Raw genomic sequence first — 12,481 nt, forward strand, 5'->3', positions numbered from 1 at the left:
GTTACAATTCGCCGTCAACCTTTAATTACGCTTTTGTTGCAGAAGGTGCCTTTTTGGCAACAAGGCGAGGGATTCGGCGCATCACCGGTGGTATCCGCAGGGCCAAAAGCAACACACCTATAGATGCATAGACCGCCCACTCCTTGAGATCAGCCCGCACTATCCACAACATATGCAGCAAGCCGAGCCCAAGAATCACGTAAACCAGGCGATGCAATTTCTTCCACCGACTCCCCAAACGTCGCTGGCTATAGCGATTTGAAGTCACCGCCAACACCAAAAGCGACAAGAAGCCCAACGCCCCCACAATAATATAAGGCCGCTTGCGCAACTCCACACCCAACTGCGACCAATCGAGCCCAAGGACAAACACGCAATAAGCCGCCAGATGCAGCACTACGTAAGTAAAGCACCACAAGCCCAACTGCCGGCGTACAGCTATCCACCCCGCCCAGCCGCTGAGCTTCTGCAACGGCGTCATTCCAAGGGTGATCAGCAAAAGGACCAACGCCCCCAGGCCCAGCCGATCCACCAGCACTTTGCCCGGATCAGGCCCGAGAACAGAGCTCCACGCCTCATATAGCCAGAATAGCGGCCACACGGCCACTGCGATAAAAACGCCGAGGCGCCAGATGGGGTAGCGCATCAGTAGTTCTTCCGCAGATCAAGGCCGGCATACAGGGAGGCAACCTCATCCGAGTAGCCATTGAACATCTGTGTCTCACGCACATTGGGACTGAACAGGCCGCTCGGCAGGCGACGCTCCCGCGCCTGGGTCCACCGCGGATGATCAACCGTGGGGTTAACGTTCGCGTAGAACCCATACTCATCCGCCGCAATACTCTGCCAGGTGGTTTTCGGCTGTTCACTCACCAGGCTGATGCGCACAATGGACTTCACGCTTTTGAAGCCGTACTTCCAAGGCACCACCAAGCGCAGCGGCGCGCCGTTCTGGTTGGGCAGTTCACGCCCGTACATGCCAACGGCAAGAATCGCCAAAGGGTTCATCGCTTCATCCAGACGCAACCCTTCTATATATGGCCAGTCGATCAAACCAAAACTCGAACGCTGGCCCGGCATGCTCTTGGGGTCCTGAAGCGTTTCAAATCGAATGTACTTGGCCTTGGAGGTCGGTTCGACTTGCTTGAGCAACGCCGAGATAGGGAAGCCGATCCAGGGGATGACCATCGACCACGCCTCGACACACCGTAAACGGTAGATCCGCTCTTCCAACTGATAAGGCTTCATAAAGTCTTCCAGGGCATAACGCCCTGGCTTGGCAACCTCACCATCAATCACAACACTCCAGGGCTCGGTCTTGAGCGAACCCGCATTCGTTGCCGGATCGCCCTTGCCGGTGCCGAACTCATAGAAGTTGTTGTAGTGAGTCGCATCCTTGAAGGGGGTGATCGCTTCATCCTTCACCGTCACAGCCTGCCATTGAGTGCCAGGCAGTTTCTCGGCAAACCAATTCGGTGCCTTGCCCGGCTCAACATCGGCGTAACGGGAAGCATCAGTCGCACTGGCCCAGCGCGGCAAGCTGCTGGCAGCGATACCGGCGAGCGCACCACCGAGCAAGCTGCGGCGAGAGAAATAAAGGGATTCAGGTGTGACATCCGACTCGTGGCAATCGGACGCTTTTGGCAATTTGATTAACATGGCAACTCCGCAGCATTGGAGAACTGATGCACCAATAGACTGCGGAGTATGGGGGAAATTACATTAAGGCAATGTTTTGTCCCGACGCAGATGCAGCAAGTACTGAACCGGGCCCGACGCGGCATAGACCAGGAACGCCAGCAGCAGGATCCGCGGAGGATCACTGAAGACCACTGCAAACACCAGCACAACGGCCAGGATTGCCACAAAAGGCACGCGCCCCTTGAGATCCAGTTCCTTGAAGCTGTTGTACTTGATGTTGCTGACCATCAGCATGCCAGCGGCCGCAACCATCAAGGCCACCAGGAACGACATCTTCGAACCCTGGATACCGTAGTCACTGAATGCCCAGACGATACCCGCCACCACACCTGCTGCAGCCGGGCTGGCCAGACCAATGAAGTAACGCTTGTCAGCGGTCCCAACCTGGGTATTGAAACGCGCCAGGCGCAATGCAGCCCCGGCGACATAGATAAAGGCGACCATCCAGCCGACCTTGCCCATATCACCCAGCGCCCAGGCAAACGCCAGCAACGCAGGCGCAACACCAAAGGCAACCATGTCCGACAGCGAGTCATACTCGGCACCGAAGGCACTTTGGGTATTGGTCATGCGCGCCACACGCCCATCAAGGCCGTCGAGCACCATGGCAACAAAGATTGCGATGGCAGCAAAACCGAAGTATTTGCTGGCACTCACCGCATCACCCGCTGCCAGCGCACTTTGGGCGCTCATGGAGTTGATGATGGAATAGAACCCGGCAAACAGGTTCGCCGTAGTGAACAGATTGGGCAGCAGATAGATGCCACGATGCCGGACCTTGCGGCCCTCCGCGTCATGCCCTTCTTCGACATGCTCATCGATCGGTAGCAGGCTTTCGGCGTCAGGAGCCTGGTTTGGCTCTTCGGGACGTTCGCTCATGGACTTTACCTTGCAACGGTGTGAAAAAATTCGACAGATACTTGCGGCGAGTGTTCGCCCGCAAACGATGCAGCTTTATACCAGAACCTGCCCCCCAAACGAAAAAACGCGGCCTAAGCCGCGTTCTCCCTTGATCCGTACGACTTAGTTTTTGGCTTTGTCGACGATCTTGTTGGCACCGATCCACGGCATCATGGAGCGCAGTTGCTCGCCGATGACTTCGATACCGTGAGCGGCGTTGTTACGACGCTTGGCGGTCATCGAAGGGTAGCCGGTAGCGCCTTCGCTGATGAACATTTTGGCGTATTCGCCGTCCTGAATACGTTTCAGGGCGTTGCGCATAGCCTGACGGGACTCGGCGTTGATCACTTCCGGGCCAGTGACGTATTCGCCGTATTCGGCGTTGTTGGAGATCGAGTAGTTCATGTTGGCGATACCGCCTTCGTACATGAGGTCAACGATCAGCTTCAGTTCGTGCAAGCACTCGAAGTAGGCCATTTCTGGCGCGTAGCCAGCTTCAACCAGAGTTTCGAAGCCAGCTTTCACCAGCTCAACGGTACCGCCGCACAGAACGGCTTGCTCGCCGAACAGGTCGGTTTCAGTCTCGTCCTTGAAGGTGGTTTCGATGATGCCAGTACGACCACCACCCACGCCTGCTGCGTAGGACAGCGCAACGTTTTTGGCGTTGCCCGATGCGTCTTGGTAGATCGCGATCAGGTCAGGGATACCGCCGCCTTTGACGAACTCGGAACGCACGGTGTGACCCGGTGCTTTCGGCGCGATCATGATCACGTCGAGGTCAGCACGCGGCACAACCTGGTTGTAGTGGATCGCGAAGCCGTGGGAGAAGGCCAGGGTGGCGCCCTTCTTGATGTTCGGCTCGATTTCGTTCTTGTACAGCGAGGACTGGAACTCGTCCGGGGTCAGGATCATGACCAGGTCGGCAGCAGCAACAGCGGAAGCAACGTCAGTCACTTTCAGGCCATGGGCTTCTGCCTTGGCAACAGTGGCCGAGCCTTTGCGCAGGCCAACAGTCACGTCAACGCCGGAATCTTTCAGGTTGCAAGCTTGCGCGTGACCCTGGGAGCCGTAGCCGATGATGGCGACTTTCTTGCCCTGGATGATCGACAGGTCACAATCTTTATCGTAATAAACTTTCATGAGGTTCCTCTATATATCCAGGCCGTAAGGCCATTCGCTAATTTGGTTTAGATGCTGAGTACTTTGTCGCCACGGGCAATGCCGGTGACACCACTGCGTACCGTTTCCAGAATCGAGGCCGTCCCGATCGACTGGATGAAGCTGTCCAGCTTGTCGCTTGTACCGGTCAGTTGAACGGTATAAACGCTGGCGCTCACATCGACGATCTGCCCGCGATAAATATCGGTAGTGCGCTTGATCTCGGCACGTTGGGCGCCCGTGGCCTTGACTTTAACCAGCATCAGCTCGCGCTCAATGTGGGCACTTTCCGACAGGTCGACCAGCTTGACCACTTCGATCAGCTTGTTGAGGTTCTTGGTGATCTGCTCGATCACCTCATCGTGACCCACGGTGGTCAACGTCAGACGCGACAGGGTCGGGTCTTCGGTCGGGGCCACGGTCAGGCTTTCGATGTTGTAGTTACGTTGCGAAAACAGGCCGACAACACGAGACAGAGCGCCGGGTTCGTTCTCCAGAAGCAGGGAGATAATGTGCCGCATGATTAAGTACGCTCCGTCTTGTTCAGCCACATGTCGCGCATAGAGCCGTCTTTGATCTGCATCGGGTAGACGTGCTCACTGGTATCCACCTTGATATCGATGAACACCAGGCGATCCTTCATGGCGAACGCTTCTTCCATCTTCGGCTTCAGATCTTTCAGATCGGTGATGCGAATGCCGACATGGCCATAGGCTTCAACCAGCTTGACGAAGTCCGGCAGCGATTCCATGTAGGAATGGGAGTGACGGCTGTTGTAGCTCATGTCCTGCCACTGGCGAACCATGCCCAGTACGCCGTTGTTCAAGCACACGATCTTCACTGGAAGACCGTATTGCAGGCACGTCGACAGTTCCTGGATGTTCATCTGGATACTGCCCTCGCCGGTGACGCACGCGACGTCGCTGTCCGGGAAGCTCAGTTTCACACCCATGGCCGCAGGGAAACCAAAGCCCATCGTGCCCAGGCCACCGGAGTTGATCCAGCGGTTTGGTTTGTCGAACTTGTAGTACTGCGCGGCGAACATCTGGTGCTGGCCCACGTCGGAGGTCACAAAGGCGTCGCCCTTGGTCACTTCGCACAGGGTCTCGATCACGGTCTGTGGCTTGATGATGCTGCCGTCACCCTTGTCGTAAGGGAACAGGCCGCGATCACCGCGCCATTCGTCGATCTGTTTCCACCAACTGGCAACGGATTCCTTGTTCGGCGTTTCGCCGATGTCCTTGAGCGCAGCGACCATTTCGGTCAATACGCTTTCTACAGGACCCACGATCGGCACGTCGGCCTTGATGGTCTTGGAGATGGACGCCGGGTCGATGTCGATGTGGATGATCTTGGCATTCGGGCAGAATTTGCTCGCGCCGTTGATCACACGGTCATCGAAACGAGCGCCCACGGCCAGGATCACGTCGGCGTGGTGCATGGTCAGGTTGGCGGTGTAGCTGCCGTGCATGCCGAGCATGCCGACGAACTGACGGTCGGTACCCGGAAATGCGCCGAGGCCCATCAAGGTATTGGTTACCGGCAGGTTGAGCAGCTTGGCCAGTTCGGTCAGCGGTGCGGAACCACCACCGAGAATCACGCCACCACCCGAGTACAGTACGGGACGCTTGGCCGCCAGGAGCATTTCTGCCGCCTTGCGGATTTGCCCCGAGTGCCCACGGACGGCCGGGCTGTAGGAGCGCAGCTTGGCCTTTTTCGGGAAGACGTATTCGAATTTTTCCGCCGGGTTGGTCATGTCTTTTGGAATGTCGACCACCACAGGGCCCGGGCGACCGGACTGTGCGAGGTAGAACGCCTTTTTCATGACTTCCGGGATTTCCGAGGCGTGCTTGATCATGAAGCTGTGTTTCACGATCGGCCGGGAAATACCGATCATGTCGGTTTCCTGGAATGCGTCAGTGCCGACCATGGTGCTTGGCACCTGACCGGAAATGATCACCATCGGAATAGAATCCATATAAGCAGTCGCGATGCCGGTAATGGCATTGGTTGCGCCTGGGCCGGACGTTACCAGTACCACGCCGGCCTTGCCGGTGGCACGGGCGTAACCGTCCGCCATATGGGTCGCGGCCTGTTCGTGGCGAACCAGGATGTGGTTGACAGCCGGTTCCTTGAACAGTGCGTCGTAGACATGCAGCAGAGCACCACCTGGGTACCCGTAGATATAGTCGACGCCTTCGTCACGCAAAAAGCGGACGAGCATCTCACCGCCAGATAAAAGCTCCACGTTGTTCACCTCTAAAACGCCAGAATACCGTCCGTTGAAAACCGACGGGTCTTAATAGGTTTACTTCTCAACAGAGCATGAGCGACGGTGGTCGCCGACTACGTCAGCACTGACTGAGCAAGTATTGGGATCGTCCCAAGTGTTGCGGGCTTTTCCCACCCAGCGCGAGGTAACGCGTTGCGGGTGTAACAGGTCGGCGCGGGTGTGCGCCTCATGATCTGCTGAGCGGGCCTGCTTCTGGCAGTCCCGATACAGCGGACTTTGGATTCTTCTGTTTCAGGCCGTTCAAGTCAAGCAATAATTGCGCTTTTTTCCAACTAAGCGCATGAGAACGTAGAAGAAAGGGCTTTGAGGAGGGATAAAACTCGCCTGAATGTCGTCAAGCGGTAGAAATGTGCGCAAGACTGCCGGAAAACCCGGCAGTCAGGCAATTAACGAGCGTCGACGATCAATTGGTCGAACTTTTTCAGCGCGTTACGCAATCCGAGGCTCTCACGCGGACGGTCGGCGTAGACCATTTCCGCCATCTCCAGGATCCCCGAGGCATTGGGCAGCGGCAGGTCCTGTTCGAGGATCTGCTTCATGCGCACCAAAAAGATCCATTGCAGCCACTGGTGGAAGTCCAGGGTATCCACCGAAAACGGCTCGACACTGCTGAGCGCTTCAATGCCGGGGGACACCTCGTCCCACCAGCCCTGCACGCGCAATTCGCGCTCGATCAGCAATAATTGCTCGGCAATTGCGGGAAACCGTGCATCCATCAGTACGTGACCTTGCCTTTCTGCCGCGCCTGAGCAGCACCGGCGGCATCACCCTGGGCGGCGCGCGCGTCGCCGATCAGGGCCCACAGGTTGGCTTGCAGGTCGGGGCGACCATTGGCCAGCGTCAGGCCACGACGGGCGAACTGCTCGGCTTGTGGCGCATCACCCTGGGCCATGCGCACCTGGGCCAGGCGATACAACACTTGCGGCTCACGAGGTGCCACACGCTGGGCGCGCTCAAGACTCGACGATGCGCCGTTCAAATCGCCACCGGCCTGCTGTTGCTGGGCAGTGGTCAACAACGCCAGCACCGGGCCGTCCAGTTGCTCGTCAGCCGACAGGCCGCCGGAATTGGACGACGACGGAATGCCACTCGGCGTCGACGGCATATTGTAGGTGCCCTGGTTGATCGGCGCCGACTGGATCGGCGTGGAATCGATCGGGCCGGAAGTGCTTGGCCCCGGCGTCCACGGCTCGGCACTGATGGGCGCCGATGTCGCGGCGCCAGCACCCGGCACCATCACCACCACGCCCGAATCCTGCGGCACAGCCTGCGGCCGGGCCTGGGCGGGACGGTTGGTCACGGTCTGGCGGAAACCGCCATTGGCCGAGATACGGTCGCTGTTGGAGACAGCGGTGCTCGAATCCACCACGGGGATGGAGCCGCGCTGCACGCTGGAGCAACCACCGAGCAAAGCCAGAGTTGTAATAGCTGGAAACAACCACTTGTTCACGTGAAACCCTCTTCGCTTAATTCATCCAGCCCTTGACCCAATCCATCACCGACTCCGCGTCAGCAGGCAAACTGCCACCGCACGCGGCGCCGGGTGGTGGCTCGCTGCCGCGAATATACGGCATCTGTACCGCACCCGGACAGTTGGCGTCAGAGCCCTGCCCCGTGTGCGGATCAATCCAGGCCTGCACGATGTTGTCCGGCTGCGGCATGTTCAACGGCAGCGGGTCGGCCTTGCGCATGAAACTGGTCCAGACCTGCAACGCACCTGTCGCGCCGGTGAACGGAGTCTTGCCGTTATCATCACGGCCCATCCACACCACCGCCAGCACATCCTGGCCGAAACCGGCGAACCAGCTGTCGCGCGAATCGTTACTGGTGCCGGTCTTGCCCGCCAGTGTCAGGTTCGACGGCAGCACCTTATAGACCGAGGCGCCCGTACCTTCACGCATCACGCGCTGCATGGCGTTCTGGATCAGGTAGATGGAGCCTGCATCGAAACGCTGCTGGATCTGGAACGGATAACGCTTGAGCGGCTCGCCTTCGGCAGTCAGCACGCTCCGAATCCCACGCATCGGCGTATTGAAACCGCCGTTGGCCAGGGTCTGGTACATCGTCGCGACTTCCATCGGCGTCATCGCACCGGCACCCAACAGGATCGACGGGAAGGCCGGGAACTCACGGGTAATGCCCAGGCGTGCGAGGGTTTTCAACACGTTCGGCACGCCCACTTCAAGCCCAAGGCGTGAAGTGGAGATGTTGTAGGAGTGCGCCAGGCCCTGGTACAGGAAAACCGTGCCGTGGGAACGGCGGTCGAAGTTTTGCGGCGTCCACACCTGGCCATCCCCGCCTTTGACCGACAGCGGATCATCCGACAACCAACTGGTCAGCGTGTATTTGCTCGGCTTCTCCAGCGCGGTCAGGTAAACCGCCGGCTTGACCAGCGAGCCGATCGGTCGCACCGCATCCAGCGCGCGGTTGAACCCGGCAAAGCTGGCCAGGCGACTGCCAACCAGGGCCTGGACCTCGCCGGTCTCCGGGTTGGTCACGACCATGGCCGCTTCAACTTCGTCGGCGCCTTTGCGGCCGGTCATGCGCTTGAAGGTGTCATTTACCGACGCCTCGGCCTTCATCTGCAGGATCGGGTCGAAACTGGTGAAGATACGCAGGCCCTCTTCGGTCAAGTCTTCGTCGCGATAGTCTTCACGCAACTGGCGCTTGACCAGGTCGATAAAGCCCGGGAACGAACTGTCAGCCAACTTGCCGCGCGTGGTCACGCCCAGCGGCATCTTCTTCGCCGCAGCCACTTGTTCTGCAGTGGCAACGCCCTGCTGCTCAAGCACATCAAGCACCAGGTTACGACGCTCCAGCGCACGCTCCGGGTTGCGACGCGGGTTGTAGTAGGACGGGCCCTTGACCATCCCCACCAGCAAAGCGACCTGATGCAGCTTCAGCTCGGACAGCGGCTGGCCAAAGAAGAACTGGCTGGCCAGACCGAAACCATGCACCGCGCGCTGACCATCCTGGCCGACGAACACCTCATTGAGGTACGCCTCGAGGATTTCCTGCTTGCTGTAATGCACTTCCAGCAGCATCGCCATCATGGCTTCGGTGAGCTTACGGGTCAGGCTGCGCTCGTTGGTCAGGTAGAAGTTCTTCACCAACTGTTGCGTCAGCGTACTGCCGCCCTGGGTCATCTTGCCGCCGGAGGTGTTCACCCAGATGGCACGTGCAATCGACTTCGGCGAGACGCCCCAGTGGCTGTAGAAATCGCGGTCTTCTACGGCGACCAGGGTTTCGAGCAGGTACGGCGGCACCTGGTCGAGCTTGATCAGGATGCGATCTTCAAGGTTCTTCGGATAAATCCCGCCGATCATCAGCGGTTCCAGACGCACTACCGGCAGCTTCGAACCGTTGAGGGAAGACAACTCGGCCACATAGTCGCCGGAGAAACGCACGCGCACCGGCTGGGCTTTTTCCAGGCCTTCATAGAACTGGAAGCCACGGGTGTTCAGGTCGACGGTATTGCCGCTGACGGCAGCGGCGCCCGGGCCGTTGCTCACGGGCTCACGGCGATAGCCCAAGGCATCAAGCTCGGTTAGGAAGTCATCCTTGCTCAGCTTCTGGCCATTGAACAATTCCAATGGACGCGCATACACCTTGGCCGGGATGGTCCAGCGCTTGCCGGAGAACTTCTCCTGCACCACGGCATCGAGATACACGGCGAAGCCGGCGAGGACCACAAGGCCCACCAGGCTGAGCTTGAGCGCCCAGCCCAGCCAAGGGCGCAGGCCACGGGAAGGAGGTTTTTTACGGGAACGGGGAGATCGGGTTCGAGTCATGGCGGCGGATTATACGCACTTTATTGATGATCAACATGAGCCGGACAGCGGTTTGCACGGCAGACATCAGCAGCCATAATGCCCGCCATGATTTCCCCCAGTCTTTGAAGGATCGCCCGTGAGCCAGTCCCTGATCGCAGCCCTGCAAAACCCGGCTTTGTACCCTCATCCGGTTGAAGAATTCCAAGTGATCGAGACCCACATTTCCTGGGTCATACTCACTGGGCCCTACGCTTATAAACTGAAGAAACCGATGAACTTCGGCTTTCTGGACTTCACGGCCCTGGATGATCGCGGCCATTTCTGCCGGGAAGAGCTGCGCCTCAACGAGCGCCTGACCAAGGATTTGTATCTTGAGGTGCTGCCGATCACTGGCACCGCCGAAGCCCCACAACTGGGCGGTGAAGGCCCGGTCATCGAGTACGCGCTGAAAATGCGCCAGTTCCCGCAAAGCCAACTGCTCAGCACCTTGCAAGCCAACGGCGAACTGACCAGCGCGCACATCGATGAGATGGCCAAACAGATCGCACAGTTCCACCTGACGGCACCGAAAGTTGCGCAAGACCACCCGGCCGGCACTCCGGACGAGGTGATGGCACCAGTGCGCCAGAACTTCGACCAGATCCGTCCCTTCCTCAGCGACAAGGCCGACCTGATTCAACTCGACGCGTTGCAAGCCTGGGCCGAAAGCAGCTTCGAACGCCTCAAGCCACTGTTCATCCAGCGCAAGCAGGACGGCTTCACCCGTGAATGCCACGGCGACATCCACCTGGGCAACGCCACCTTGATCGACGGCCAGGTGGTGATCTTCGACTGCATCGAGTTCAACGAGCCGTTCCGTTTCACCGACGTGTACGCGGATACCGGTTTCCTCGCGATGGACCTGGAAGACCGTGGCCTCAAATCCCTGGCACGGCGTTTTATCAGCCAATACCTGGAACTGACCGGCGACTACCAGGGCCTCGAAGTGCTGAACTTCTATAAAGCCTACCGTGCCCTGGTACGCGCCAAGATCGCGCTGTTCAGCATGCCGGGCGACGCCAGCCCGGTGCAACGCGCCAGCAGCCTGCGCCAGTACCGCAACTACGCCAACCTGGCGGAAAGCTACAGCACCATTCCTTCGCGGTTCCTGGCAATTACCCACGGCGTTTCCGCGGTGGGCAAAAGCCAGGTGGCCATGCGCCTGGTCGAGGCACTGGGTGCCGTGCGCCTGCGCTCGGATGTGGAACGCAAACGCCTGTTCGGCGAGCAGCAGGTCGAGAACACACCCAAGGCCGGTATCTACGCAGCCGATGCAAGCGCTGCCACCTACGCGCGCTTGAATGAAATCGCCGATATCGTGCTGCGCGCCGGTTTCCCGGTAGTGCTGGATGCCACGTTCCTCAAGCGCGCACAACGCGACGCCGCCGCCAAGGTTGCCGAAGCCACCGGCGCACCGTTCCTGATCCTGGACTGCAACGCACCACAAGCCGTTATCGAGAGCTGGTTGGCACAACGTCAGGCCGACAAAAACGATCCGTCCGACGCAACACTGGCCGTTATCGAAGAGCAACAGGCCAACCGCGAACCACTGAGCGCCGAGGAACTGCTCCTGAGCAAACGCGTCGAAACCAATGAAAGCGGGACACTGGACGCTTTGGTCGCGCACATCCGTCAGCGCCTGCCTGGGCTGTAAGAAAAATTTCTTGGCCGTGTCACCGACTTTCGGCGCACGGCCAAGCAATAGTGGCACTATAATGGCGTCATAAAACTAACAGGAGTTGCCATCATGAGTCAGCCGAAGCTTCTTGATACACCGCTCTACTCGCTCCTGCATAAAGACGATATTCGCGGCTTCAACCTAGAGCGCCCAAAAGGCGGCACGATCGACATGCGCGGTGGCGACTTCCGAGGGCTGGATTTACGCGAACTGGAAGCCGCGGGCGTGGACTTCACCGACGCCTATTTCCGCTCGGCCGATTTACGCGGCCTGGATCTGCGCGAGTGCTCGCTCGAAGGCGCCAGCCTGGCCCATGCACAGATCTCCGGTACTTACTTCCCGCCCGAACTGACCGCCGACGAGATCCTCATGTCGGTCAATTTCGGTACACGCCTGCGTTATCGCACCAAGTAATTCCCTGCCGTAAAGCCCCGGACACATTCAGTGCTCCGGGGTGCTCCATCCCTGTCCTGCAAAAAATCCCCGCACCATTCTTATAAGCTTTTAGGCCGTTTCAGGCCAAAGAACTACGCTTTTCCTACTGAGCGCTACACTCCTTTTCAGGCTTGCCTGGTCACGATACCCACCGCACCATTCGGCCGTCGCAAGGAGGCTTGATGAACGATGAGCTGCAACACCTGAAAAACCTCGGCAAGACGTCAGCACAATGGCTGCATGCGGTGGGCATCCACAGTGCGTCCGACCTGCGTCGCCTGGGCGCGGTCGACGCCTACCGAGCTGTACGGACTCGCGGGTTCCGCGCATCGAAAGTCTTGCTGTATGCAATTGAAGGGGCGTTGATGGATGTTCACTGGAATGACATTCCAGCCGAGCGCAAGGAAGCGTTGAACCGTCAATTGGATGCTATCTCGGCGCGCCAGAAGAATTAGCGCGACGGTCAGAGCCAGGGTTGACGGGGGTTACGAACGAGCGTTTGAG

The 12,481-nt window shown here is 58.8% G+C and carries 12 protein-coding genes; 3 read left to right on the forward strand and 9 right to left on the reverse strand.

What is annotated here, in order from left to right; translation table 11 throughout:
- Positions 1–25 precede the first annotated feature (25 nt).
- From msrQ to mrcB, 9 genes are all read right to left on the reverse strand, one after another.
- Positions 26–646, reverse strand: coding sequence for a protein-methionine-sulfoxide reductase heme-binding subunit MsrQ (gene msrQ / locus LIY36_RS11060; protein ID WP_226455711.1), 621 nt, complete (start codon positions 644–646; stop codon positions 26–28).
- Positions 646–1,659: a protein-methionine-sulfoxide reductase catalytic subunit MsrP gene (gene msrP / locus LIY36_RS11065; protein ID WP_226455712.1), complete on the reverse strand. Its 1,014-nt coding sequence runs from the start codon at positions 1,657–1,659 to the stop codon at positions 646–648. The genes msrQ and msrP overlap by 1 nt, the downstream gene beginning before the upstream one ends.
- 63 nt (positions 1,660–1,722) lie before the next feature.
- Positions 1,723–2,580 carry a CDP-diacylglycerol--serine O-phosphatidyltransferase gene (gene pssA, locus LIY36_RS11070; protein ID WP_017734128.1) on the reverse strand — a complete coding sequence of 286 codons (858 nt, stop codon included), beginning with the start codon at positions 2,578–2,580 and terminating at the stop codon, positions 1,723–1,725.
- 144 nt (positions 2,581–2,724) lie between these two features.
- Complete coding sequence (ilvC, locus tag LIY36_RS11075; protein WP_003194132.1) at positions 2,725–3,741, reverse strand: ketol-acid reductoisomerase; 1,017 nt, start codon at positions 3,739–3,741, stop codon at positions 2,725–2,727.
- 47 nt (positions 3,742–3,788) lie between these two features.
- Positions 3,789–4,280 (reverse strand): acetolactate synthase small subunit, encoded by a 492-nt coding sequence (gene ilvN, locus LIY36_RS11080; RefSeq protein WP_003176102.1) that lies wholly within the window; start codon positions 4,278–4,280, stop codon positions 3,789–3,791.
- A gap of 2 nt (positions 4,281–4,282) precedes the next feature.
- The gene (locus tag LIY36_RS11085) at positions 4,283–6,007 is read right to left on the reverse strand and encodes an acetolactate synthase 3 large subunit (RefSeq protein ID WP_192298891.1); all 1,725 of its coding nucleotides are present in this window, start codon (positions 6,005–6,007) and stop codon (positions 4,283–4,285) included.
- Between the two features lie 431 nt (positions 6,008–6,438).
- Positions 6,439–6,768 carry a YqcC family protein gene (locus LIY36_RS11090; RefSeq protein WP_192298892.1) on the reverse strand — a complete coding sequence of 110 codons (330 nt, stop codon included), beginning with the start codon at positions 6,766–6,768 and terminating at the stop codon, positions 6,439–6,441.
- A complete protein-coding gene (locus LIY36_RS11095; protein WP_192298893.1) occupies positions 6,768–7,502 on the reverse strand; it encodes a tetratricopeptide repeat protein in 735 nt (244 codons plus the stop codon). Before LIY36_RS11095 ends, LIY36_RS11090 begins: the two co-directional genes overlap by 1 nt.
- Positions 7,503–7,518: 16 nt before the next feature.
- Positions 7,519–9,843, reverse strand: a complete 2,325-nt coding sequence (mrcB, locus tag LIY36_RS11100) for a penicillin-binding protein 1B (protein ID WP_192298894.1) — start codon at positions 9,841–9,843, stop codon at positions 7,519–7,521.
- Between the two features lie 118 nt (positions 9,844–9,961).
- Here mrcB and LIY36_RS11105 point away from each other — a divergent pair, with 118 nt between their 5' ends.
- The 3 genes from LIY36_RS11105 to LIY36_RS11115 all read left to right on the forward strand — a co-directional run bounded on the left by LIY36_RS11105 (position 9,962) and on the right by LIY36_RS11115 (position 12,432).
- Positions 9,962–11,518, forward strand: coding sequence for a bifunctional aminoglycoside phosphotransferase/ATP-binding protein (locus LIY36_RS11105; protein WP_226455713.1), 1,557 nt, complete (start codon positions 9,962–9,964; stop codon positions 11,516–11,518).
- Positions 11,519–11,611: 93 nt separating this feature from the next.
- Positions 11,612–11,956, forward strand: a complete 345-nt coding sequence (locus LIY36_RS11110; protein ID WP_192298896.1) for a pentapeptide repeat-containing protein — start codon at positions 11,612–11,614, stop codon at positions 11,954–11,956.
- Between the two features lie 203 nt (positions 11,957–12,159).
- Positions 12,160–12,432 (forward strand): TfoX/Sxy family protein, encoded by a 273-nt coding sequence (locus tag LIY36_RS11115; protein ID WP_010562703.1) that lies wholly within the window; start codon positions 12,160–12,162, stop codon positions 12,430–12,432.
- Positions 12,433–12,481 lie beyond the last annotated feature (49 nt).

The organism is Pseudomonas sp. AF03-9 (assembly GCF_020515815.1).
Lineage (GTDB): Bacteria > Pseudomonadota > Gammaproteobacteria > Pseudomonadales > Pseudomonadaceae > Aquipseudomonas.

What these genes read in the sequence shown, in the direction of transcription:
- msrQ (WP_226455711.1), bottom strand. Translation starts at nt 646, where the DNA reads ATGCGCTACCCCATCTGGCGCCTCGGCGTTTTTATCGCAGTGGCCGTG.
- msrP (WP_226455712.1), bottom strand. Translation starts at nt 1,659, where the DNA reads ATGTTAATCAAATTGCCAAAAGCGTCCGATTGCCACGAGTCGGATGTC.
- pssA (WP_017734128.1), bottom strand. Translation starts at nt 2,580, where the DNA reads ATGAGCGAACGTCCCGAAGAGCCAAACCAGGCTCCTGACGCCGAAAGC.
- ilvC (WP_003194132.1), bottom strand. Translation starts at nt 3,741, where the DNA reads ATGAAAGTTTATTACGATAAAGATTGTGACCTGTCGATCATCCAGGGC.
- ilvN (WP_003176102.1), bottom strand. Translation starts at nt 4,280, where the DNA reads ATGCGGCACATTATCTCCCTGCTTCTGGAGAACGAACCCGGCGCTCTG.
- LIY36_RS11090 (WP_192298892.1), bottom strand. Translation starts at nt 6,768, where the DNA reads ATGGATGCACGGTTTCCCGCAATTGCCGAGCAATTATTGCTGATCGAG.
- mrcB (WP_192298894.1), bottom strand. Translation starts at nt 9,843, where the DNA reads ATGACTCGAACCCGATCTCCCCGTTCCCGTAAAAAACCTCCTTCCCGT.
- LIY36_RS11110 (WP_192298896.1), top strand. Translation starts at nt 11,612, where the DNA reads ATGAGTCAGCCGAAGCTTCTTGATACACCGCTCTACTCGCTCCTGCAT.
- LIY36_RS11115 (WP_010562703.1), top strand. Translation starts at nt 12,160, where the DNA reads ATGAACGATGAGCTGCAACACCTGAAAAACCTCGGCAAGACGTCAGCA.